Origin of the sequence: Paraburkholderia sp. J94, from assembly GCF_905220285.1 — a bacterium.
GTDB lineage: Bacteria > Pseudomonadota > Gammaproteobacteria > Burkholderiales > Burkholderiaceae > Paraburkholderia > Paraburkholderia tropica_A.
Genome location: NZ_CAJMZH010000014.1, coordinates 138,727 through 162,134 on the forward strand (window position 1 = coordinate 138,727; position 23,408 = coordinate 162,134).

22 protein-coding genes and 1 pseudogene are annotated in these 23,408 nt (G+C 68.2%); 9 read left to right on the top strand and 14 right to left on the bottom strand.

Going from position 1 to position 23,408, the window contains the following annotated elements; translation table 11 throughout:
• Nucleotides 1-3: 3 nt before the first annotated feature.
• The 4 genes and pseudogenes from flgJ (at nt 4) to flgL (ending at nt 5,811) form a co-directional block, all read left to right on the top strand.
• A pseudogene (flgJ, locus tag U4Y88_RS27390) lies at nt 4-1,007 on the top strand (flagellar assembly peptidoglycan hydrolase FlgJ).
• A gap of 409 nt (nt 1,008-1,416) precedes the next feature.
• Nucleotides 1,417-2,172 carry a flagellar brake protein gene (locus tag U4Y88_RS27395; RefSeq protein WP_224015678.1) on the top strand — a complete coding sequence of 252 codons (756 nt, stop codon included), beginning with the start codon at nt 1,417-1,419 and terminating at the stop codon, nt 2,170-2,172.
• A gap of 388 nt (nt 2,173-2,560) precedes the next feature.
• Complete coding sequence (gene flgK / locus U4Y88_RS27400) at nt 2,561-4,558, top strand: flagellar hook-associated protein FlgK (RefSeq protein WP_224015680.1); 1,998 nt, start codon at nt 2,561-2,563, stop codon at nt 4,556-4,558.
• A gap of 11 nt (nt 4,559-4,569) precedes the next feature.
• Nucleotides 4,570-5,811: a flagellar hook-associated protein FlgL gene (gene flgL, locus U4Y88_RS27405; RefSeq protein ID WP_310632501.1), complete on the top strand. Its 1,242-nt coding sequence runs from the start codon at nt 4,570-4,572 to the stop codon at nt 5,809-5,811.
• Between the two features lie 94 nt (nt 5,812-5,905).
• On the opposite strand, the gene fliR is transcribed toward flgL, so the two are convergent.
• From fliR to fliF, 13 genes are all read right to left on the bottom strand, one after another.
• Nucleotides 5,906-6,697, bottom strand: coding sequence for a flagellar biosynthetic protein FliR (gene fliR, locus U4Y88_RS27410; RefSeq protein WP_224015683.1), 792 nt, complete (start codon nt 6,695-6,697; stop codon nt 5,906-5,908).
• A 37-nt stretch (nt 6,698-6,734) separates the two neighbouring features.
• Nucleotides 6,735-7,004, bottom strand: coding sequence for a flagellar biosynthesis protein FliQ (fliQ, locus tag U4Y88_RS27415; RefSeq protein WP_224015686.1), 270 nt, complete (start codon nt 7,002-7,004; stop codon nt 6,735-6,737).
• 10 nt (nt 7,005-7,014) lie between these two features.
• Nucleotides 7,015-7,803 (bottom strand): flagellar type III secretion system pore protein FliP, encoded by a 789-nt coding sequence (fliP, locus tag U4Y88_RS27420; protein ID WP_224015688.1) that lies wholly within the window; start codon nt 7,801-7,803, stop codon nt 7,015-7,017.
• A 42-nt stretch (nt 7,804-7,845) separates the two neighbouring features.
• Complete coding sequence (gene fliO, locus U4Y88_RS27425; RefSeq protein WP_321787616.1) at nt 7,846-8,454, bottom strand: flagellar biosynthetic protein FliO; 609 nt, start codon at nt 8,452-8,454, stop codon at nt 7,846-7,848.
• Complete coding sequence (fliN, locus tag U4Y88_RS27430) at nt 8,451-8,921, bottom strand: flagellar motor switch protein FliN (RefSeq protein ID WP_321787618.1); 471 nt, start codon at nt 8,919-8,921, stop codon at nt 8,451-8,453. The genes fliO and fliN overlap by 4 nt, the downstream gene beginning before the upstream one ends.
• Nucleotides 8,914-9,915, bottom strand: coding sequence for a flagellar motor switch protein FliM (fliM, locus tag U4Y88_RS27435; protein ID WP_224015703.1), 1,002 nt, complete (start codon nt 9,913-9,915; stop codon nt 8,914-8,916). The genes fliN and fliM overlap by 8 nt, the downstream gene beginning before the upstream one ends.
• Before the next feature lie 45 nt (nt 9,916-9,960).
• Nucleotides 9,961-10,461, bottom strand: coding sequence for a flagellar basal body-associated protein FliL (gene fliL / locus U4Y88_RS27440; protein ID WP_224015695.1), 501 nt, complete (start codon nt 10,459-10,461; stop codon nt 9,961-9,963).
• 487 nt (nt 10,462-10,948) lie between these two features.
• Complete coding sequence (locus tag U4Y88_RS27445; protein ID WP_321787620.1) at nt 10,949-12,451, bottom strand: flagellar hook-length control protein FliK; 1,503 nt, start codon at nt 12,449-12,451, stop codon at nt 10,949-10,951.
• Nucleotides 12,452-12,539: 88 nt separating this feature from the next.
• Nucleotides 12,540-12,992: a flagellar export protein FliJ gene (gene fliJ, locus U4Y88_RS27450; RefSeq protein ID WP_310632498.1), complete on the bottom strand. Its 453-nt coding sequence runs from the start codon at nt 12,990-12,992 to the stop codon at nt 12,540-12,542.
• A complete protein-coding gene (fliI, locus tag U4Y88_RS27455) occupies nt 12,989-14,743 on the bottom strand; it encodes a flagellar protein export ATPase FliI (protein ID WP_321787622.1) in 1,755 nt (584 codons plus the stop codon). Before fliI ends, fliJ begins: the two co-directional genes overlap by 4 nt.
• Complete coding sequence (fliH, locus tag U4Y88_RS27460) at nt 14,737-15,420, bottom strand: flagellar assembly protein FliH (RefSeq protein WP_224015727.1); 684 nt, start codon at nt 15,418-15,420, stop codon at nt 14,737-14,739. Before fliH ends, fliI begins: the two co-directional genes overlap by 7 nt.
• Nucleotides 15,413-16,408 carry a flagellar motor switch protein FliG gene (gene fliG / locus U4Y88_RS27465; protein WP_224015730.1) on the bottom strand — a complete coding sequence of 332 codons (996 nt, stop codon included), beginning with the start codon at nt 16,406-16,408 and terminating at the stop codon, nt 15,413-15,415. Before fliG ends, fliH begins: the two co-directional genes overlap by 8 nt.
• Nucleotides 16,398-18,188, bottom strand: coding sequence for a flagellar basal-body MS-ring/collar protein FliF (gene fliF, locus U4Y88_RS27470; protein ID WP_321787624.1), 1,791 nt, complete (start codon nt 18,186-18,188; stop codon nt 16,398-16,400). Before fliF ends, fliG begins: the two co-directional genes overlap by 11 nt.
• 280 nt (nt 18,189-18,468) lie before the next feature.
• On the opposite strand from fliF, the gene fliE reads away from it, so the two are divergent.
• The 5 genes from fliE to U4Y88_RS27495 all read left to right on the top strand — a co-directional run bounded on the left by fliE (nt 18,469) and on the right by U4Y88_RS27495 (nt 21,857).
• Nucleotides 18,469-18,804 (top strand): flagellar hook-basal body complex protein FliE, encoded by a 336-nt coding sequence (gene fliE / locus U4Y88_RS27475; protein WP_224015734.1) that lies wholly within the window; start codon nt 18,469-18,471, stop codon nt 18,802-18,804.
• Between the two features lie 162 nt (nt 18,805-18,966).
• Nucleotides 18,967-19,419, top strand: a complete 453-nt coding sequence (fliS, locus tag U4Y88_RS27480; protein ID WP_224015736.1) for a flagellar export chaperone FliS — start codon at nt 18,967-18,969, stop codon at nt 19,417-19,419.
• Nucleotides 19,416-19,748: a flagellar protein FliT gene (locus U4Y88_RS27485; protein WP_224015739.1), complete on the top strand. Its 333-nt coding sequence runs from the start codon at nt 19,416-19,418 to the stop codon at nt 19,746-19,748. Before fliS ends, U4Y88_RS27485 begins: the two co-directional genes overlap by 4 nt.
• 175 nt (nt 19,749-19,923) lie before the next feature.
• A complete protein-coding gene (locus tag U4Y88_RS27490; protein WP_321787626.1) occupies nt 19,924-21,471 on the top strand; it encodes a flagellar hook-length control protein FliK in 1,548 nt (515 codons plus the stop codon).
• Nucleotides 21,468-21,857, top strand: coding sequence for an EscU/YscU/HrcU family type III secretion system export apparatus switch protein (locus tag U4Y88_RS27495; protein WP_321787628.1), 390 nt, complete (start codon nt 21,468-21,470; stop codon nt 21,855-21,857). Before U4Y88_RS27490 ends, U4Y88_RS27495 begins: the two co-directional genes overlap by 4 nt.
• A 54-nt stretch (nt 21,858-21,911) precedes the next feature.
• On the opposite strand, the gene U4Y88_RS27500 is transcribed toward U4Y88_RS27495, so the two are convergent.
• Complete coding sequence (locus U4Y88_RS27500; RefSeq protein WP_224015746.1) at nt 21,912-23,384, bottom strand: coniferyl aldehyde dehydrogenase; 1,473 nt, start codon at nt 23,382-23,384, stop codon at nt 21,912-21,914.
• Between the last annotated feature and the right edge of the window lie 24 nt (nt 23,385-23,408).

Consider the following 23,408-nt stretch of genomic DNA (forward strand, 5'->3'; position numbering starts at 1 on the left):
TGGATAACTCGAAACTCGGCGGCAGCGGCGGCCTCGACCTGACCAACCGTTTCGCGCTCGACGTGCAGGGCTTCGACGCCATGCGCGCCGCCGCGAACGCCTCGCCGCAGCAGGGCGTGAAGGCGGCCGCGAAGCAGTTCGACGCGGTCTTCACGCAGATGATGCTCAAGAGCATGCGCGACGCGACGCCCGACGACGGCCCGCTCGATTCGAAGGACGGCGCGCAGTTCACCTCGATGATGGATCAGCAGCTCGCGCAGCAGATGTCGAACAAGGGCGTCGGCGTCGCGAACGCGATGATCAAGCAGCTCATGCGCAGCATGGGCGGCCAGGCGGGCATGGACGGCGCGGGCGGATCGAGCGGCGCGGGCGGCATCGCCGGCGCGATGCAAGGTCTCTCGGGTGCGGGCGGCAGCGGCAGCGAAGGCAACCTCGCGATGCTCAACGCACTCGGCCGCGCGTACGGCAACGCCGCCGCCAATGGCGCGCTCGGCAAGGGCCAGGGCTGGGACGCGAACAGCGCGCTCACCCCGGCGATGCGTGGCAACGGCGACGACAAGGTCGACGCCTTCGTCAACAAGCTCGCCACCGGCGCGCAGCAGGCGAGCGCGGCGACCGGCATTCCGGCGCGTTTCATCGTCGGCCAGGCCGCGCTGGAGTCGGGCTGGGGCAAGCGCGAGATCATGAAGGCGGACGGCAGCACGAGCCACAACGTGTTCGGCATCAAGGCGACCAAGGACTGGACCGGCAAGACCGTCACGACCATGACGACCGAATACGTGCACGGCAAGCCGCAGCGCGTGGCCGAGAAGTTCCGCGCCTACGACTCGTACGAAGACGCGATGACCGATTACGCGAGCATGCTCAAGAACAATCCGCGCTACGCGTCGGTGATCAACGGCTCGCACAGCGCCGAGAGCTTCGCGCACGGCATGCAGCGCGCCGGTTACGCGACCGATCCGCACTACGCGAAGAAGCTGCTGTCGATCATGCAGCAGATGGTCTGATCGGCGCCGATCGGCTTCGATTTACGGTTTTACAGCGCGCGCGGGCGGCGTACTCAGCCCGCATCGACTGCAACGCGCCGCGCGTCGCGCGGCCGCGTTTGCCTACGTCGCCCTGCTTTTTTGGGGACTTGCCGGGTCTTGCCCGAACGGCGCGCGTTGGCGTCATGCAAACGTTCCCTCGCCGACGAAGCGCGCCGGATGCGCGCACGTTGCGCGACGATCCGCGCGTCAGCGCGGGCGAAGTGTGCGCCGCAACACAGTTTTTTTACGGCCAAGCCCTAAATTTCCGCGTCAGCCTGCCGCTAATGCAGGCGAGATCGAAAAGATTCAAGGGCGGCAGAACCGCCCGGACGGCGCGCAGCGGGCAGTCCGTCGCGCGCCGGCATGTCCACGAAATTCCGGCAGGCCGATGAATACCGTTCATTCGAATCAACAGGAAGCCTCCGAGGGCGAAGGCACCGACTTTGGCCGGCGTAATCCGCTGGAAGTCGGGGTGCAGTTGCGCAACCTCGCCAACCGGGGCGATTTCCTCACCTTGCAATACCGCGGCGGCCAGCTGGTCACGCGCATCCTCGACGTCAACACGCGCGAGCGCACCTTCACGTTCGACTGGGGCGCGCTGCCCGAGCAGAACCGCGAGGTGCTGGCGGCGCAGGAATGTCAGTTCCATGCCTCGCCCGACGGCGTGCGCGTCGAGTTTTCCACGGGCGCGCCGCGCGAGACCGAGTTCGAAGGGCGGCCCGCGTTCGAAGCCGGCTTCCCCGAGGTGCTCTTTTACGTGCAGCGGCGCGAGTATTTCCGCGTCGATACGCCCGTGCTCGAACCGTGCCTGTGCCGCGGCGCGCTGCCGGCGGACGGCCTGCGCTTCCAGTTCGAGGTGCACGACCTGTCGCTCGGCGGCATCGGTCTGCGCACGACCGACCCGCGCGCTGCCGAGTTCCAGATGGGCCTGACGATCCGCGACGTGGAGCTCGATCTGCGCTCGCAAGGCACGCTGCGCGTCGATCTGGCGCTGGCCGTGCTGCGCTTCGTCGATCTGCCGAACGGCGACCGCCGCTATCACCTCGGCTTCCGTTTCGAGGCGCTGCCCGGCGCGGCGGAAAACAGCCTGCAACGCTACATCACGCAACTTGAGATGAAGCGGCGCGCGTTCCAGCGCGCCTGATGCGTCGGCGGCGCGCCGGAGTCTCCGCGCGCGCCGCCTTCGTATCGCCGCGGCAGTGCGGCGGCAGTATCGGGATACACCGTTAAAAAGGGCCTCGAACGAGGTCTGAAAGAGCGCCTCGACGGCGCCTGCGCTCGACGTGGCGATCCACGGCAAGCACGTTTGCGCCAGTCGTTTCGGACTGCCGCACGTTGTTGCACGCCGCCGCCGCGCATGCCTCGCGCATCGTCCTGCCCACGCGCGCTTCGCGAGCGTTCCGGGCAAACGTTTTCTGCGCGAAATTCCCGATCCTTACGCTTAATTTTCGCCTCGCGCTGCCGTTATAAAAGGGGTTCACCCACGCGGCCCGAGCGATCAATCCGACGACGGCCGTTCATGAGGATCATGCATGTCCAACATTTTCTCGATCGGCCTGAGCGGCTTGCAGTCGGCCCAGATCGGTATCGCCACGGCTGGCGAGAACATCAGCAATTCGTCCACCGCGGGCTACAACGTGGAAAAGGCGGTGTTCACCGAGGCGAACGGGCAAAATTCGGGCAGCGGCTACATCGGCGCCGGCGTCAACACGGCCACGGTGCAGCGCGCCTATAGCCAGTACATCACGACGTCGCTGAACAACGCGCAGTCGACCAACAGCGCGCTGACGGCTTCGTACACGCTCGCCACCCAGCTGTCGAACCTCGTGGGCAGCCCGACCTCGGGCATCGCATCGTCGATCACGTCGTTCTTCTCGGGTCTGCAGGACGTGTCGAACTCGCCGGACAGCACGGCGACGCGCCAGACCGCGCTGTCCGACGCGCAGTCGCTCGCCGACCAGATCAACGCCGCCGGCGAGCAGTACGACTCGCTGCGCCAGAGCGTGAACACGCAGCTGACGAACGCCGTTTCGCAGATCAACACCTACACGCAGCAGATCGCGCAGCTCAACACGCAGATCGCCACGGCGAGCGCGTCGGGCCAGCAGCCGAACCAGCTGCTCGACCAGCGCGACCTCGCGGTGTCGAATCTTTCGCAGCTCGTGGGCGTTCAGGTCGTGCAGAACAGCAGCGGCTACAGCCTGTTCCTCGGCAACGGCCAGCCGCTCGTGGTGAGCGGCCAGAACTACAACCTGACGACGCAGCCGTCGAGCACCAATCCGACCGAGATGACGGTGGCCTGGCAAGGCCTGCCGGGCTCGACCACCGCCGCGCAGCCGCTCACCAGCGCGGCGCTGCAAGGCGGCACGGTCGGCGGCCTCGTGTCGTTCATGCAGGGCACGCTCGATCCGGCCGAAGCGCAGCTCGGCGCGATCGCGACCAGCTTCGCCGCGCAGGTCAACGCGCAGAACGCGCTCGGCCTCACGCAAGGCGGCGCGGCGGGCGGCGACCTCTTCACGGTCGGCGCGCCGGTCGTCACGGGCAACCTGAACAACACCGGCACCGCGACGGTCTCGGCCTCGCTCACGAACCCCACGAGCCCGCCGACCGACAACTTCACGGTTTCGTATTCGAGCGGCACGTGGACGCTGACCGACACCACGACCAACACGGTCGTGGGTTCGTCGACCACGCAGCCGAGCACGACCAGCCCGCTCACGGGCGGCGGCGTGTCCGTCAGCATGACGGGCACGATGGCGAACGGCGATTCGTACTCGATCAATCCGACGGCGGGCGCGCTCGACACCTTCGCGGTGGCGACCAGCGATCCCTCGGCGATCGCGGCGGCTTCGCCCGTGCTGGTCTCGGCGCCCACCACGAACACCGGCACGGCCGTGGTCACGCAAGGCGCGGTGACCTCGGGCTACACGATTTCCTCGACGCCGACCACGCTCACCTACGACTCGTCGACGGGCTCGCTCTCGGGCTTCCCGGCGAACTCGACGATCACGGTGACGGTGCCGGGCTCCAGCACGCCGACGACCTACACGATCGACGCGACGGGCACGACCACGGTGCCGTACGACTCGACCACGGGCGCGACCATCGCGATCGCGTCGAGCACGGGCACCGACATGAACAACGTGAGCTTCACGCTCACGGGCGCGCCCGCAAACGGCGACACCTTCACGATCGCGCAGAACTCCGGCGCGGCGCAGGACGGCCGCAACGCGCTGGCGATCGCGAACCTGACCTCGGGCACGTCGTTTACGAACTCGCAGACGCTGACCAACGCGTACTCGAACTACGTGAACTCGATCGGCAACACGGCCAGCCAGTTGAAGGCGTCGAGCACGTCGCAGACCTCGCTCGTCACGCAGCTCACCTCGCAGCAGCAGTCGGTGCAGGGCGTGAACCTCGACGAAGAAGCGGCCAACCTGCTGCAGTACCAGCAGCTCTATCAGGCCAACAGCAAGGTGATCCAGACGGCGGCGTCGCTGTTCCAGACCCTGATCGGCATTTTCCAGTGAGGCGCTGAGCCATGCGTATCGCGACTTCCCAGATTTACAGCTCCAGCGTGTCGACGATGGAGAACCAGCAGTCCCAGTTGCTCAACGTGCAGCAGCAGATTTCGACCGGTATCGCCATCGCGAATCCGGCCGACAATCCGCTCGGCGCGGCGCAGGCCGTGCAGCTCTCGGCCACGGGCGCGACGCTCTCGCAGTACGCGTCGAACCAGACCACCGCGCTGTCGACGCTGCAGCTCGAAGACTCCACGCTGACGAGCATCACGAGCACGCTGCACAGCATCAACCAGCAGCTTCAGTCGGCGGTGAACGGCTCGCTCAACGACTCCGACCGCCAGGCGCTCGCGCAGCAGCTGCAAGGCGAACGCAACCAGCTGCTGACGCTCGCCAACACCACGGACGGCCAGGGCAACTATCTGTTCTCGGGCTTCCAGAGCACCACGGCGGTGTTCGCGAACAAGAGCGGCGGCGGCGTGACCTACAACGGCGACGGCGGCCAGCGCACGATCCAGGTGGCCGGTTCGCGCACGATCGCGGTCAGCGACACGGGTTCGTCGGTGTTCCAGAGCGTGTCGGCGGTCGGTTCGTCGGCGGTGACGCGCGGCAACACGGCGAACACGGGCACGGGTGTGATCGGCGGCGTCACGGTGACCGACACCACGCAGGCGACCAACAATCACAGTCTGTCGATCCAGTTCAGCGACGCGAGCGGCTCGCTCACGTATTCGGTGATGGACAACTCGACCTCGCCCGCGACGGCGCTCTCGTCGAACCAGCCCTACACGGACGGCCAGGCGATCGCGCTCGGCAGCGGCATGAACGTGACGGTCACGGGCACGCCCGCGAACGGCGACTCGTTCTCGATCACGCCAGCGACGGATCCGCAGAACAGCGACATGTTCCTCAGCATCGACAACGCGATCGCCGCGCTGCAGACGCCGGTCAACGGCGACGTCGCCGCGAAGGCCACGCAGACGAACGCGCTGACGACCGCGCTCACCTCGATCGGCAACTCGCTGTCGAGCGTGATCACGACGCAGGCTTCGGTGGGCGGCCGCGAGCAGGAAGTGAAGGCGCTGCAGGCCGTCACGTCGACCAACTCGCTGCAGACGACGTCGAACCTCAGCGATCTCACGGACACCGACATGACCGCGGCGATCTCGCTGTACGAGCAGATCTCGAACGCGCTGTCGGCCTCGCAGAAGAGTTTCGCGGCCACGCAGAATCTCTCGCTGTTCCAGTACATCAACCCATAAGACACGCGGGTTCGGAAACGCAAAACGGCGGTGCGCGAGAAGCGCACCGCCGTTTTCTTTTGTGTTCTTTGTGTTTTTTGTGCGGCGCGCGGATTCAGGCCGCGGGCTTGAGCGCGGCCGCCACACGGCCCATCTGTTCCAGCCCGCCGTCGATCAGGCGCGCGAAGTAGGGAATCATGTTGGGTGTCATCGCCATGATCAGCAGCAGGCCGACGAGCATGGTGATCGCAAAGCCGATCTGGAAGATACCGATCTGCGGCGCGGCGCGGTTGAGAATGCCGAGCGAGAGATTGGTGATGAGCAGCGCCACCACCACGGGCAGCGACAGCAGCAGGCCCGCGTTGAACACCGTCGCGCCCCACTCCGCGAGCAGCCGGTAGCCGTTGCCGGACAGCACGTTGGCCGAGATCGGCACGCTCGTGAAGGTCTGCATGAGCGCGGCGATCATCTGCAGATGGCCGTCGAAGGCGAGGAACGCGAGCATCGCCATCATGTTGAGCCACGACGACAGCGCGGGCGTGGTGCTGTTGGCCTGCGGATCGAAGAACGAGGCGAAGCCGAGGCCCATGCCGAGACCCATCAGGTCGCCGGCCGCCGTCACGATGGCGAACACCATCTGCATCGTGAAGCCGAGCGCGATGCCGATCAGGAACTGGTTGACCAGAATCCACACGCCTTCGGCCGAGAACACCGTGGTTTGCGGCATCGGCCCGAGCGTGGGCGCGACGATCAGCGTGATGAAGGCGCCGAGGCCGATCTTCACGCGCATCGGCACCGAGCGGTTGCCCACGATCGGCGCCACCGCGATCAGCGCGAGGATGCGCGTGAACGGCCAGAGAAACGCGGTGAGCCAGCCGTTGAGCTGCGCGTAGGTGACGGTGAACATCGTGAAGTATGCGCGGCGGCGCCCGGCGGGGCGCGCCTCAGCCCGCGAGCGACGGAATGCTCGTGAACATGTGGCGCATGTAGTCGAGCATGGTGGTGAGCATCCACGGGCCGGCGATCACCAGCGTGACCGCGATCGCGATGAGCTTCGGAATGAACGAGAGCGTGCTTTCGTTGATCTGCGTGGCGGCCTGGAACAGGCTCACGATCAGACCCACGGCGAGCGAGACGAGCAGCAGCGGCGCGGCCAGCAGCAGGGCGACGTACATCGCCTGATGCGAGAGCGTCATGACCATTTCGGGCGTCATCGTCGGGTCCTCAGGTGAAGCTCTGCGCGAGCGAGCCGATCAGCAGTTGCCAGCCGTCCACGAGCACGAACAGCATGAGCTTGAAGGGCAGCGAGATCGTCGCGGGCGAGACCATCATCATACCCATCGACATCAGCACGCTCGCCACCACCATGTCGATGATGAGAAACGGAATGAACACCGTGAAGCCGATCTGGAAGCCGGTTTTCAGCTCGCTCGTGATGAACGAGGGCACCAGCAGCGTGAGCGGCACGTCCTCGGGGCCCTGCATCGGCGGCGCGTGCGCGATGCGCGCGAACAGCGCGAGATCGGACTCGCGGGTCTGGCGCAGCATGAAGGTCTTGAACGGCGCGACGCCGCGCGTGACCGCTTCCTCCATCGGCAGCGTGCCGGCGGAGAAGGGCTTGTAGCCGTCGTTGTAGGCCTTGTCGATGACCGGCGACATCACGAACAGCGTCAGGAACAGCGCGAGGCCCACGAGCACCTGGTTCGGCGGCGTGGTGGTCGTGCCGAGCGCCTGGCGCAGCAGCGAGAGCACGATGATGATGCGCGTGAAGCTCGTCATCATCAGCACCATCGCGGGCAGGAACGTCAGCATCGTGAGCAGCAGCATCGTCTGCACGCTCAGCGAGTAGGTCGTTCCGCCGGCGGCGCCGGGGCTCGTGGTGAAGGCCGGCAGGCCTTGCGGGCCGGCGGCGGCTTGCGCGTGCGCCAGATGCGGCAGCATCAGCGCCACGGCGCCCGCGCCGAATGCGAGCGCGACGGGCAGCGCCGCGCGCGAGAACTTTACGGAAGTCATGAGGGAGGACGAGGGCGCGTCGTGAAGGGTACGGCCGTGCATTTACTGCGCTCCGCCGTCGTGACGCTTGAAACGTTTGCCGGCTTCGTGTTTCAGCGCGTCACGAAAGCGCTGTCCGAAGCTGCCTTGCAGGGCGGGGCCGCCCGCTGCCGCATTGGCTGCATTGGCTGCGTGGGCTGCATTCGCGGCGGGCAATTCGCCTGCGGGCATCGTGTGCAGGAGGCGCACGCTGCCGGGCGCCGCGCCGAGCACGAGCCAGGTGTCGCCGATCTCGACCACGGCCACGCGCTCCTTGCCGCCGAGCGAAGCGCCGCCGACGGTTTTGACGAGCGCGTTCTTCGGGCCGTGCTGCAAACCGAGACGCCGCGCGAGCCACGCGCAGCCGAACACCACCGCGATCACCAGCGCGAGTCCGAACACCGTTTGCAGCAGCGCGCCGAAACCGAGCGCCGGCACCGCGCTGCCCGCGACGACCGCCGAAGCGTTCGAGGCGTTCTGCGCCGCCTGCGTCGCCTTGTTCACGGCCTGCAGATCGGCGGCGTTGGCCGCGCCGGCTGCACTCGCCGCGCCCGAAAGGGCCAGCGCGAGCGCGAGGTGGAACGTCCGGCGCGCGCGAACGAAGCGCGCTGCGGGCACGGCGGCCGGTTTCATCGATTCAGCTTCCGGATCCGTTCGGACGGCGTGATGATGTCGGTCAGACGGATACCGAACTTGTCGTTCACCACCACCACTTCGCCCTGGGCGATCAGGCAGCCGTTCACGAGCACGTCCATCGGTTCGCCGGCGAGGCCGTCGAGTTCCACGACCGAACCTTGCGCGAGTTGCAGCAGGTTGCGGATCGCGATCTTGGTGCGGCCGAGTTCGACGGTCATCTGGACGGGAATGTCCAGAATCATGTCGATGTCGTTGCGCGTCGAGTTCTGGTCGACCTTCGAGAGCGGCTGGAACACGGCGGCGGGCGCTGCGGCCGGCACGTCGTTGCTGTTCTGCTCGGCCATCGCGGCCGCCCAGTCGTCCAGCGACGCCTCATCGGTGCCCGAACCCGGCACATCGGCCGCGGCTTCCTGACCCGCTTCGAGCACGGGTTCTTCGCCTTGCGTGGCGTTCACGTCACTCATATCCACCTTCCTTCATCGTGTCGGCTGCGCTGATCATCTTCTGGACCCGCAACGCGTATTGACCATTGAAAATTCCGTAGCCGCATTCCATCACCGGCACGCCGTCGACCTTCGCGACGATGTGCTCGGGAATGTTGACCGGCAGGACATCGCCCTTCTTCATGTTCAGGATCTGCTCGAACGTGATGGGCACCTGCGCGAGATCGGCGGTGAGCTCCACTTCGGCGGCCTGCACCTGCTGCGAGAGCACGCGCACCCAGCGGCGGTCCACGTCGAGCACTTCGCCTTGCAGCGGCGAGGCGAGCACGTCGCGGATCGGCTCGATCATCGAGTACGGCATGCAGATGTGCAGCGTGCCGCCCGTTGCGCCGAATTCGATCGAGAACTGCGTGACGATCACGATCTCGTTGGGCGTCGCGACGTTGGCGAACTGCGTGTGCATTTCCGAGCGCACGTATTCGAAGCTCAGCGGGCGCACGCTTTTCCACGCCGTCGTGTAGTGCTCGAAGACGAGGTTCAGCAGGCGCTGGATGATGCGCTGCTCGGTCTGCGTGAAGTCGCGGCCTTCCACACGCGTGTGGAAGCGGCCGTCGCCGCCGAACAGGTTGTCGACCACGAAGAACACGAGGTTCGGGTCGAACACGAACAGCGAGGTGCCGCGCAGCGGCTTCACATGCACGAGGTTCAGGTTCGTCGGGATCGGCAGGTTGCGGGTGAACTCGCTGTACTTCTGCACGCGCACCGGGCCGACGGAAATCTCGGCGGTGCGGCGCATGAAGTTGAATACACCCACGCGCAACAGCCGCGCGAAACGCTCGTTGATGATTTCGAGGCCGGGCATCCGGCCGCGCACGATGCGTTCCTGCGTCGCGATGTTGTAGGGCCGCACGCCCTGCTTTTCGGACGAGCTGGAGTCGCTGTCGACTTCGCCGGTGACGCCCTTGAGGAGGGCATCGACCTCCTCCTGCGACATGAACTCGTCGTGACCACCCATGCTCATGATGCGAGGCTCCCGGATATCTGCGCGCTGTGCATGGCGTTACTGCACGACGAATTCGGTGAACAGCACGTCTTCGACCTTGGCGGGCTCGCCGTGCGGGTCGGAGGGCTTCGAGATCAGCGCGGCCAGCTCGGTGGCGAGTTCGCGCTTGCCGTCGAGCGGCGCGAGGTCCGACGGATGCTTGTTCGAGAGTGCGAGCAGCACGCGGCTGCGGATTTCCGGCATATGCGAGACGAGCGCGTCCTGGGTCGCCTGGCTGTCGAGCTTGAGCGTGAGGCCGATGCGCAGATAGTGCGTGTCGCCGTCGTCGGACTGCAGGTTCACCGTCATCGGTTCGAGCGCGTAGTAGACCGGCAGCGGCGGCGGCGGCGGTGCGCTCGCCGTGGCGGCGGCCGGATGGCGCGACATGAAGAACCACACGCCCGCGCCGGCGGCGCCAGCGGCAAGGATCGCGATGATCACAATGAGGAGGATGCGCTTGAGCGGTCCGGGTTTCGCGCCCTGGGGCGCAGCTTGATCTTTTGCGGTCGTGGTCGCCATGTCGGTCGTAAGCCTGGGTGGTGCGGTGTTGGGGCCGAGTGTGGGGCCGTCGGGTCGGGAGAACGTCCGGCGCTTCGCGCAATTCGCGCGCCGCGTGCGTCATCAATCCCGGCAGCCTGCATTGTTCCGGCTTTTGCCTTACAGCGAAGGGAGGAATAGACGGGGGATTTCCGGCTATCTCGTGGTTTTGTCGCGGGTGCGGCGCGCGTGCCCGAAAGCGCCGATGCGCGCGGCATCGCGGGCGCCGGGGCGCGCTCGCATCATGTTGGAGAGCGATGCCCGACGATCGGCGCGTGATGGGGTTCGATCAGAGGCGATCGAGCGTGGAAGCGTGAAAGACCGGCGGGCCCGGCGTGTAAAAAACGGCCGGCGGCACTGCGTGCGCCGCTGGCCGTGCCGATGAGCGCTTCTAACCGCGCATGACCCCGCGTGAGCCCGCATGACCGCCGATGACGGTCTCTGGCCGCGCCGCCGGGTTTTATGGCACTCAGGCGAACGTATCGATCAGGCCGACCGTGCGCGTGGTGGGCGCCGAGGTGGTGCTGCCGATCGCGTCGTCGGCGCTGCTGCCGGACGCGAGGCTGCTGCCGCCCGAACGCGACGAGCGCGAGCCGCTGCCCGAGCCGTTGCCGCTGTCCTGTTGCGCCTGCTGGTTCATCTGACGCGAGAAGCCGTCGCTGACGCTCGCGCTGCCGAGGCCGATGCCGTTTTCCTGCATCTGCTCGCGCAGCTTCGGCAGGGCCGCTTCGACGGCCTCGCGCACCTGCTGGTGCTGCGAGACGAAAAGGGCGTGCGCGTGGTTCTCCGAGACTTGCAGCACCACTTGCAGCGGGCCGAGATCCTTCGGGTTGAGCGTGAGTTCCGCCGAGCTCTGGTGCGCGCTCGACAGGAACACGACCTTCTGGCTGAGCGCGTCTTCCCAGTCGCTCGTGCCCACCTGCGGCGCGAGCGTGGCCGAAGCCGCGGCGGCTGCCGCCGGATTGGTCGTGGTCGCCGCCGCCTGGGTGGCCTGCGCCTGAGCCGCCGCCGCTGCGGCGGCCTGGGTGGCCGCGAGCGCGTCGGTGGCCGCGTTCGTGGCGGGTTGCTGCATCGGCGCGGCCTGCTGGGCGGCCGCTGCCGTGAGCGCCGTGGCGGCGGTCTGCGTGGCCGCGTCGGCGGTGAGCGGCGTGGCGGTCTTGGCGTCGCCGGTCGCGGCGGTCTTGTCGTCGAGGGCGGTGCTCAGGCCTTTCGCCTTCGCCTGCGCGCCCAGATGCGCCGCGAAGCCGTTGGCGATCGCCTGGCCCGTCGCGGTGGCGTCCTGCGCGGTCGCGCCGCCATGCGCCGAGAGCGTGGCCGCGCCGCTGCGCAGCTTCTGCAGCGCGGCGGTGAGCGCGTCGCCGACCGACTTCGGATCGGTGGTCGCGGTGGCGGTGGTGCCGTCCGCGGCGGTCGCGGCCGTGCCCGCCGCGGCGGCGGCCATGCTTGCGAGCGTCGCGTCGGTGGCCTGCGCCGAGCCGTCGCCGGAGCCGTCGTCCTGTGCCTGCTGGCCCGCCTGCTGCGCGGCCTGCTGGGCTTGCTGCGCCTGCGCGGCGGCCTGGGCGCCCGCGGCATCGGCTTGCTGCTGGTTGGTGCGGGCGTCGTCGCCGCGATGGTCGGTCTTCGAGGTGCCGCGCGTGCTGCTCGACGAGCTGCTGCCCGAAGCCGATTGCGACGACTGCGACGATTGCGAGGACGACGACTGGCTCGCCTGCGACGATTGCGACGACGAAGCGTTCTGCGACGCGTTCGAGTTGTTCGACGCGTTGGCGTTGTTGTACGCCTGCGCCGCGCTCGACTGCGCGTATTGCTGCGCCGTGGGCTGGTTCAGCGCGGTCTGCGCGGCGATGCTCTGCTGGAGCGTCTGCGCGAAGCCCTGGCTGGCCTGATCAGCCTGGCTGCCTGCGGAGGCGGCGCCACTCGAGGTGGGGTCGACGGCTCCGAAGAGTGAACTGACTGCGGAAAGAAGCGACATCGTGTCTGCCCCGGATAACGTAACGGTGTGGATCGCGGTGGATCGTTGTGCGAATTATGGGTACGGCGGGTCTGGCGCGCGTGGCGCGTCAGGAATGCTGCGACGCCCGCATGCGCAGCGCGCGGGCGGCGAATTCGTCGGAATCGCGCTGCTCGCGTTTGGCTTCCACGCGCGCCTGCACGGCGTCCTGGCGCGATTGCAGCACCTCGTAGGAACCGAGCTTCTGCTTGGTGCGCAGCCATTCGGGCTTGGCCGCCTCGACGCGCTGCGTCGCCTGGTCGAGCATGCGGCGCTGCTGTTCGATGGCGGCGTCGAGTGTGTCGATGAACGCCTGGAAATTGCGCACGTTGCCCGCCGCCATGCCCGCGCGCGCCGACTCGGTGAAGCGCGTATGGTACTCGTCGCGGTAGTCGATCAGCGACTTCAGCTGCTTCTCGATCTCCACGCGCTCGCGCTGCACGCGCCCGAGCTTCTGCGTGGCGGCGTCGACATCGTCCTGCGCGAGGCCGATCAGCGTCTGCAATGCGGTTTGCCGGGTCATGCCTTATTCCCCTGTCCAATGAGCGCAGCAAGCATATCGACGCTCTGATCGTAAGTCGCGCTCTCGCGAAAGCCTTGCTGGAGAAAGGCTTCGATGCGCGGATAAAGGGCGATGGCGCGGTCGAGCACGGCGTCGCGCCCGTTCACGTACGCGCCCACGTTGATGAGGTCGCGGTTGCGCTGGTAGCGCGAAAGCATCTGCTTGAACGCACGCGTCTGGTTCAGATGCTGGTCGTCGATCAGCGCGGTCATCGCGCGGCTGATCGAGGCCTCGATGTCGATGGCCGGATAGTGCCCGGCTTCGGCGAGCGCGCGCGACAGCACGATGTGGCCGTCCAGAATCGCGCGCGCCGAGTCGGCGATCGGGTCCTGCTGGTCGTCGCCTTCGGTGAGCACGGTGTAGAACGCCGTGATCGAGCCGCCGCCTTCGGGGCCGTTGCCGGTGCGCTCGACGAGCGCGGGCAGCTTGGCGAACACCGAGGGCGGATAGCCCTTGGTCGCGGGCGGCTCGCCGATCGCCAGCGCGATCTCGCGCTGCGCCATCGCGTAACGCGTGAGCGAGTCCATCAGCAGCAGCACGTGCTTGCCCTGATCGCGGAAATATTCGGCCAGCGAGGTCGTGTACGCGGCGGCCTGCATGCGCAGCAGCGGCGAGACGTCCGCGGGCGCGGCCACCACGACAGAGCGCGCGAGACCTTCCGCACCGAGGATCTGCTCGATGAATTCCTTCACTTCGCGGCCGCGCTCGCCGATCAGGCCGATCACGATGACTTCCGCGCTGGTGGCGCGCGCCATGGTGCCGAGCAGCACCGATTTACCGACGCCCGAGCCCGCGAACAGGCCCATGCGCTGGCCGCGCCCGACCGTCAGCAGCGCGTTGATCGCGCGCACGCCCACGTCGAGCACCTTGTGGATCGGCTCGCGGTGCAGCGGGTTGATGACGGGCGCGGTGAGCGGCGCGTCGGCTTCCGTGTCGATCGGGCCGAAACCGTCGAGCGGCTTGCCCGAGGCGTCAACCACGCGGCCCAGCATGCCCCAGCCGACCGGCAGGCGCTTGGCGCCCGCCATCGGGTCGGCGATCGGCGCGCTTTCGAGCGGCCACACGCGCGCGCCCGGCAGCAGGCCGGAGACTTCGGTGGTCGGCATCAGGAACAGCTTGTCGCCGGAGAAGCCGACCACTTCGGCTTCGGCCATCGGCAGCGAGCTGCCCGGCGGCAGTTCGATCACGACTTCCGCGCCCACGGCGAGGCGCAGGCCCACGGCTTCGAGCACGAGGCCCGCGGCGCGCGTGAGGCGGCCGCAGCCGCGCAGCGGCAGGGCGATCGCGTTGCGCTCGCGCACGCTGTTCAGGCGCGCTCTCCAGCTCGCGTGGTGCGGGTTGGCCGGGTCGAAATTCGCGGGCGGCGTGTAGGGCTCGGGCTCGGGAGCCTTGATCGCCGGGGCTGCCGCCGCCGCTGCGGTGGGTGCTGCGGTGGGTGCGCTTGATGCGGTTACTGCGGGCGGCTCGGCGAGACGCTCAGCCGCCGCGCCCATGTCGTCGGCGAAATGCGGGACCGAAAAATTCGGTGCCGGAAAATGCGGCAGATCGGGCAGCGTGAAATCGGGGTCGTCGTCGATCCGCACGCCATCGGCCTGGGTGGCGTCGTGCACGCCGGGGCCGAACGAGGCCAGCGCCAGTTCCTGTTCGAGCGGCGTGAGGCCGCCCGTGTGGATCGCCTGATGGACGGTCTGATGGAGCGACGAATTCACCATGGCCGCGCCTTCCCGAGCGCCGCCGCGACGCGCTCCCAGCGCGTGCCGATGTCGGCGTCCGTCTCGCCGGTGGCGGCCTGCGCGCGGCAGCCGCCGCGTTCGAGCGAGGCGTCGGTGCGCACGGTCCAGCCGCGCGCCTGCAAATCTTCAAGCAGATAGGCCTCGACCACCGGCAGGTCGGCCGGGCTCACCACCAGTTGCGGCGAACCGGCCAGTTGCGGCTCGTGCGCGAGCACTTCGCGCGCCGCGGCGAGCAGCGCCGTCGGGTCGTGCTGCACGTGCTGGCGGACCACCTGCTGGGCGATGTCGAGCGCCAGCTCGACGAGCGTTTCGGCCACGCCCGCTTCGGCGGTCGTGAGCGCGTCGGAGAAACGTTGCGCGATCGCCGAAATCTGCGCCGCGACGGCGCGCGCCTCGCCGAGTCCCTGTTCGAAACCCTGCTTCTGGCCCTGGTCGTAACCGGCCTGATAGCCGAGCGCCTGGCCCGCGACGTGGCCGGACGTGAGACCGGCCTGATGCGCGTTGTCGCGGATGCGCTGCAGCTCCGCCTCGAACGCCGCCGTCTCGTCCGGGGTGGGCGGAGGCGGGGGCGGGGGAGGCGGATCGAAGCACGCCATCTCCCAGCGCTGATACGCCGAGAGATTGCGGTGCAACGGTTGTGAGGCTTCGTCAGACATAAGCGTCTTCTGCCTTGCCGCCGATCACGATCTGGCCGCCTTCGGCGAGGTTGCGCACGATCTGCAGGATACGCCGCTGCTGCGCTTCGACTTCCGAAACGCGCACGGGGCCGCGCGCGTCCAGGTCTTCGGCGAGCAGTTCCGCGGCGCGCTGCGACATGTTCGCGAGGAACTTCTGGCGCAGCGCGGGCGGGGCGCCCTTGAGCGAGATGATGAGCGATTCGGACTCGACTTCCTTGAGCAGCAGCTGAATCGCGCGGTCTTCGAGATCCAGCAGGTTCTCGAACACGAACATCTGGTCGATGATCTTCTGGGCGAGTTCGGCGTCGTACTGGCGGACCGTTTCGATCACGCCTTCCTCGTGCTGGCTCGTCATGAAGTTCAGGATTTCGGCGGCCGTGCGGATGCCGCCCATCGGGCTGCGCTTGAGGTTGTCGCTGCCCGACAGCAGGCCCATCAGCACGTCGTCGAGTTCGCGCAGCGCCTGCGGCTGGATGCCGTCGAGCGTCGCGATACGCAGCAGCACGTCGTTACGCAGACGCTCCGTGAAGCACGAGGCGATTTCGGACGCCTGATCGCGGTCCAGGTGAACCAGAATCGTGGCGATGATCTGCGGGTGCTCGTTCTTGATGAGTTCCGCGACCGAGCCCGAGTCCATCCACTTGAGGCCTTCGATACCGCTCGTGTCGCCGCCTTGCAGAATGCGGTCGATCACCGCGCCGGCCTTGTCCTCGCCGAGCGCCTTGGTCAGCACGTTGCGGATGTAGTCGTTCGAGTCGAGCGAGAGCGCCGTGTGCTGCTCGGCTTCCTTGACGAACTCGTGCAGCACGGCGTCGATCTCTTCGCGCTTGACGTTCTTCAGCGCGGCCATCGCCGCACCGATCTTCTGCACTTCGCGCGGCCCGAGGAACTTGAAGACCTGAGAGGCCTCCTCCTCGCCGATCGACATGAGCAGCAGCGCGCTCTTGACAGCTCCTTCAGCGCTCATCGTTCACCCAGCTCTTGACAACGGTTGCGACAATCTTCGGATCCTGGCGCGCGATGCTGCGCGCGAATTCCAGGTTGCGTTCGAACTTCTGTTTATCGGATTCGAGGGCGGCCAGCTCGCTTTCGCTCTCGACCACGCCGCCCGTGCCTTCGATCTTCTCGACCTGCGGCAGGCCGTCGAGCAGCAGCGGTTCGGCGTCGCCCGCGAGCGCCGGGGCGGCCGCGGCGGGCGGCTCCGGCGGCGGGAAGGCGCGGCGCAGCGCCGGCTTCACCATCACGAAGTAGAGGAACAGAGCCACGGCGCCGATGCCGAGCCAGGTCGCGATCTGCTTGGCCAGCGCGATCATGTCCGGCTGGCGCCACCACGGCAGGTTGGCGTTCGGATCGACGTCGGTCTGGAAGGCGGCGTTGACCACGTTCACCGAGTCGCCGCGCTTCGTGTCGTAGCCCATCGCGTCCTTCACCAGCTGTTCGACCTGCGCGAGCTTCTGCGCGTCGAGCGGCTGCATGGTGGCGTGGCCCTTGGCGTCGACCTTCTGCTGATAGTTCACGATCACGGCCACCGAGAGGCGCTTGATGTCGCCCGGCGCCTGCTGGAAGTGACGCACCGTCTTGTCCAGCTCGTAGTTCGTGGTGGTGTCGCGGTGATCCGAGATCGGCGTCGTGGCGGCCGCGCCGCTCGCGCCCGCGGGCGCGTTGATCGGCGCCGAGGCCGGCTGCGGCGGCTGGTTCGAGAGCGCGCCCGGCACGCCGCCCGCACCCGACTGCTGCATGTCGGTGGCGATGTTCTGCTGCTGGCTGCGGATCGAGGCCTGCTGCGGGTTCGCGTTCGGGCCGTAGTTTTCCGAGGTCTGTTCGAGCTTCGAGAAGTCCACGTCGGCGCTGACCTGCGAGCGCGCGTTGCCCGAGCCGAACAGCGGCGCGAGGATCGCGTCGATGCGCGCCTGGGTGTCGTGCTCGATCTGGCGGACGTACTTGAGCTGCGAGGCGTCGAGGCCCGCGCTGGCGGCGCTTTGCGTCAGCAGGTTGCCGTCCTGGTCGACCACGGTGACGTTGCGCACCGGCAGGTCGGGTACGGCCGACGAGATCATGTGCGTGATCGCGGCCACCTGGCCCTCGTCGAGCACGCGGCCCGGATACAGGTTGACGAGCACCGACGCCGACGGCGCCTCGCGTTCGCGCACGAACACCGAGGGCTTCGGAATCGCCAGATGCACGCGCGCCGACTTGACGCTCTGGATCGACTGGATGGTCTGTTCGAGCTCGCCTTCGAGCGCGCGCTGGTAATTGACCTGCTCGGCGAACTGGCTGATGCCGAACTTCTGGTTGTCCATCAGTTCGAAGCCGACCGAACCGTTCTTCGGCAGGCCTTGCTGCGCGAGGCGCAGGCGCATTTCGTTGACCTGCTCGGACGGCACCAGAATGGCGCCGCCGCCGTCGGACAGCTTGTAGGGCACGTTGGCGGCCTGCAGCGCCGTGATGATCGAGCCGCCATCGCGGTCGGACAGGTTGCTGTAGAGCACCTTGTAGTCCGGCGCGCGCGACCACAGCACGAGGCCGGCGACCACGGCGATCAGCACGGCGACGGCGACGATGAGCGGCGCGCGCGGATTGCCGCGCACGCTGCGCAGCGACGACAGCGAACCGAGGCGCTGCGCGAAGCCGCCGCCAAGGTCCTCCGCGGCGCCGGATGCCGCGCCACCGGCGCCTGTGGCGGCGCCGCTGGTGGCGAGGCCCATGCGGGCGTCGGGGTTGATCAAAGAGTTGGCAGACGAATCCATGCGACGGGTTTCTCCGGGAGACTTGCACGTCCCTGCGGCGCGCGCGCGGCAGAGACTTTCACGACAGGGATTATCCGAGAGCCGTGGCAAGCCGATTGCGCGAATAGAGCCGGGTTTTCCCCCTAGTTTCGGGGCTGCTCAAAATGTCCGACTGCTAATATTTCTCGCAGACTCGGTGCCGTGTGTATGCGTGCCGGGTCCGGGGGCGTCGCCCCGCGCACCCGGACCGGGGTTGCGCGGGCCGCCGCCGCCGCGTAACTCTCTTTATCGTGGAGTCAACATGACGGTGCCAGTCAACCCACTCACGTCGGCGCTAGCGCAGATGCAGGCGATGGCCGCGCAGGCCGCGAGCAGCGCCACAGCGGCCGAAGGCGGCTCGGGTGCGGCGAGCGGCGGCGAGTTCGCCGCGGCGCTCAAGGCGTCGCTCGACAAGATCAGCGACGACCAGAAAAAGGCCGTCGGCGAGTCGCAGGCGTTCGAGCTGGGGGCGAGCAACGTGTCGCTCAACGACGTCATGGTCGACATGCAGAAGGCCAATATCGGCTTCCAGTTCGGTCTGCAGGTGCGCAACAAGCTCGTCGCGGCCTACACCGACATCATGCAGATTCAGGTCTAGGACGGCGCGCGCGAGCCCTGTCCGGGTCCCGCCCGACTGTAAGCCCATTAAAGCTTCTCCCTCAACGTTCCGATAACCCGGCTAGAACCCGGTTCGCGCGCCCACGGGCGGCGCACCCGGACGCACCGTATCCACAGCCGCACGTTTGAAGGAGAAGCGCCGATGTTTTCCCCTGCCCAATCTGGAGCCAACGCCTATGCACGCGTCGGAGTCGAAACGGGGATTATGGGCGCCAGTCCGCACAAGCTGATCGCGCTCCTGTACGAAGGTGCGCGCAAGGCGATTGCGCAAGCCCGCATGCATCTGCAGCAGGGCAACGTGGGGCCGCGTGGCGAGGCGATCGGCAAGGCCATCCGGATCGTCGAAAGCGGGCTTCAGCTGGCGTTGAACGTGGAGGCGGGCGGAGAAATCGCCCAGCGCCTGAACGCACTCTACAGTTACATGACGCGACGTTTGCTCGAAGCGAATATTCAACAGAGCGAGTCCATGCTGGTCGAAGTCGATGGCCTGCTGGCAACGCTCGAGGAAGCCTGGTTGGGGATTGCGCCGGCGGTGGAACAGATGGCCCAGCAGCAGCGGGCATCCGGGCCTTCGTCCGGCTCATTGACGAGATGAGTTCGAAAGCAGACTACTTCGCCCACTATGAAGCGATCGCGGCGGTGTCGGGGCAAATGCTCGACGCGGCACGCGGCGCACACTGGAACGATCTGATCGGCCTCCAGGAGGAATACCGTCACCTCGTCGAAGCGCTCAAGGACGCCGATCTCGGCGTCCGGCTCAGCACCACCGAGCGCGCGCGCAAGTACGAGCTGATCCGGCAGATCCTCGCCGACGACGCAGCGATCCGCGATCTCGCGAGTCCGTGCATGGCGCGCCTCTCGGCGCTCTTTCACGGCACCGCGCAGCCCGCGCGGGTCCTGCAGGAACTGTACGGCGCGCGCTAAACGCGAGCACGGCGACCGGCACGGCCGAGCGCGGGGCGGGTATCTCCACCGCGGCCCGCCGCCCGCCATGCGCCAGCCGCCGTCGGATCTGGAACCGTCCCCTGAAACCGGCTGACGGCGTCGGCGCCCCGGACCGGGAGCCGAACCCGGCCTCTGAACTGGCTCCACGCTCCGCATGAACGGAATCGATACGAGCGCCGCCGCGCTGATCGCGAGCCGCGTAGGCGCGCTGGGCCCGACCGGCGCGCAAGGCAGCGCGGGCACCGCGCAGGCGGGCGTTTCCGCGCTCGCGGGCGGCGTCACGGCGCTGCCCGACGCGCAGGCCGTCAACACGCCGCAGGCGTCGGCGCAAACCGAATTGTCGGCGGTCGCGCTCGCGCTCGACGCGATCATCCGCTCGGGCGGTGAGGCCACGCCCGCCGTGGTCGGGCGCGCGCCCGTCTGGGCCAATCCCGGAGCCGACCCAGGCGCGAATGGCGCCAACGCCACCAACACCAGCTTGCCGCTGCCGGGACTCGCGCAGGCCGAAGCCGCGCTCGAAAGCGCCTTGCTCGCCGATCTCGCCGCCACGGCGGAACTGGGCGCGGGCGGCGCGGCGACTGGCGCCAGCGCCGCGAACGGCGCGAATGCCGCGAACGGCGGCGATCCGACGCAAACCGCAGCAGGCACGGCTAACGCGCAAGGCGCACAGGGCGCCGCGCTCGCGGCTCAATCCGGCCCCGTGGCCGCGCTGACGGCTTCGCTCGCGCAGACCGTCGCGCAGAGCGGCCTGTTCTACGAATCTCACCTCGCGCAATGGCTGCAAGGCCAGCGCTCGCCCGCCGAACTCGCCGACGAACCGCAGAACCGGCTCGCGGGCTCGCAATTGCCGCTCGACTGGAACAGCGCCGCCGACGATATCGACGACGTGCTGTGGACCGACGTGCCCAGCGCCGCGCAGATGGCCGCGCGCGCCGCCGAAGCCGCTGGTCAGGCACGCGGCGCGAATGGGGCGAACGGCACGAATGGCGGGAACGGCGCGAACGGAGCGAACGGTGATGCAGGCAGCGCCGCCTCGCAGAACGGCGCGCGCGCGAATGCCCTGCTCGGCGACACGCTGCTGCCCGCCTTGCACACGCAGGCGGGATCGGCGGCGGGCGTGCATCAGGCGCTGCTGCCGGTCGTGCGTCAGCAGCTCGATCTGCTCGCGACCGGCGAATTCCGCTGGACCGGCGAGGCGTGGCCCGGCGTGCGCCTCGACTGGAGCATCCAGCAGGACGGCTACGACGCCCACGAAGTCCACAACCAGCGCGGCCCGCGCCGCAGCGCCGACGACGACACGCCGTGGCGCACGCGCCTGACGCTCGCGCTGCCGTCGCTCGGCACCGTCGACGCGGAACTCACGCTCACCGGATCGGCGCTCGCCGTGCGCGTTCAGGCCAGTCCCGGCGGCGCACAGCAGCTGACGGCGCACAGCGAGGTGCTGCGCGGGCGCATCGCGGCGCTCGGGCTCGCGCTGGCTGGATTGTCGATCCGCGAAATTGGCGGCGGGGTGCCGGGTGGCACGGGAGGCGCGGGGAGTGCCGAAGCCGCGCGCGCCGCCGATGCCTACGCGCATCACGCGGCGCAAGCCGAACACGCCGCGGCGTCCGCTTCCGGGGGGGCGGAAACGTACGCGCACGCATCCGCCGCAAGCGCTTCGGACACGCATCCGGCGTCGACCACCGACTGGGAACTGGGATGAGCCGCACCAACCGCAAGAGCGCCGCCGCGCTCGCCTACGACGACGCGGCCTCGCCCGACGCCGCGCCGCGCGTGGTCGCGAAGGGCTATGGCCTCGTCGCCGAAATGATCGTGCAGCGCGCGAAAGAGGCGGGCCTCTACGTGCACGAGGCGCCGGAAATGGTGTCGCTGCTGATGCAGGTCGATCTCGACTCGCAGGTGCCGCCGCAGCTTTATCAGGCGGTCGCGGAACTGCTCGCCTGGCTGCACGGCCTCGAAGTCGCGGGCCAGGCGCAGGCCGACGCCGCCGCGAAGGGGCAGGGATCGGGTGATCGCGCGGGCCGCAACACGCCCGATCCGAAGTCGCTGACGGTCAATCCGTTCCGCTTTCCGGCGCTGCCGGGCTGACGCGCGACGCACGCATCGCATCGCACGTATCGCCCGCACCGCACCGCGACAAAACTAGAACCGCAACATCACGCGGATCAGCGTATTGAACAGCTTGCCGTAGGGCGGCGCGATCAATCCGCGCGCGTTCAGGCGCGCCTGGGTGAACACGGGCTTCATCTTCGAGAAGGTCTGAAAACCTTCGTAGCCGTGATACGCGCCCATCCCGCTCGCGCCGACGCCGCCGAACGGCAGGCCCTCGGCGGCGATGTGCATCAGCGTTTCGTTCACCGACATGCCGCCCGCCACCGTCTCGTGCGTGACGCGATCGACCGTGCGCGCGTCGTCGGCGTAGAGATAGAGCGCCAGCGGACGCGGCCGCGCGTTCACGTAGCGCAGCGCCTCGTCGAGCGAGTCGTAAGGCACGATCGGCAGCAGCGGCCCGAAAATTTCCTCCTGCATCAACTGCGTGTCGTCGGGCGCGCCCGTCACGATCACGGGCGCGAACTGGCGCGTGGCGGCGTCGCGCGGGCCGAGCGGATGCAGTTGCGCGCCCGCGGCCTGGGCTTCGTCGGCGAGCCGTTCGAGACGCTCGAAATGGCGCGCCGAGATGATCGAGGTGTAGTCGCGGTTGCTCGCGAAATTCGGGTAGAGCGTCTCGAAGCGCGTGCGCGCGCGGGCGATGAAGGCCGCTTCGCTGCCGCGCGGCAGCAGCACGTAATCGGGCGCGATGCAGGTCTGCCCGGCGTTGAGCGTCTTGCCGAGCAGCAGGCTGTCGACGGCGTAGTCGAAGCGCGCCTGCGTGCCGATCAGCGCGGGCGACTTGCCGCCGAGTTCGAGCGTGACGGGCGTCAGATGATCGGCGGCGGCGCGCATCACCGCGTGGCCGATGCGCGTCGAGCCGGTGAACAGCAGATGGTCGAACGGCAGCGCGCTGAAGGCCGCGCCCACGGCCGCGTCGCCGTTGACGACCGCGACGTGGTCGGGCGCGAAGGCTTGGCCGATCAGATCGGCGAACAGCGCCGAGGTGCGCGGCGTCAGCTCCGACATCTTGATCAGCGCGCGGTTGCCCGCCGCGAGCGCGCAGACGAGCGGACTCGCGGCCAGCAGCAGCGGATAGTTCCACGGCACCACGATGCCCGCCACGCCGAGCGGCTGCGGCACCACTTTCGCGCGTCCCGGCGCGAGCCACTTGCCCGCGCGGCGGCGCTGCGGACGCATCCAGCGCTCGCCGTGCTTGAGCGCGGCATCGATTTCCTGCTTGAGCACCACGAATTCCGCGAGCGCGACCTCGGCTTTCGAGCGCTGGCCGAAGTCGGCGTTCATCGCGTCGGCGAGCGCGTCCTGATTCGCGAACAGCACCTCGCGCAGCGTGCGCAGATGGCGCGCGCGCGTGCTCCACGCGGGAAACGGCTCGCGCAGAAACGCCGCGCGCTGGGTGGCGAGCAGGGCGGCGAGCGTGTCCGGCGTGTGCTCGCCGCTTGCGGCGTGGCTCGTCGCCTCAGGCGCGGGCTGCGGGGCGAGGGTGTCGGGCAGATCCTGCTTCATGGTCGGTCCTTGGTGGAATGAGGC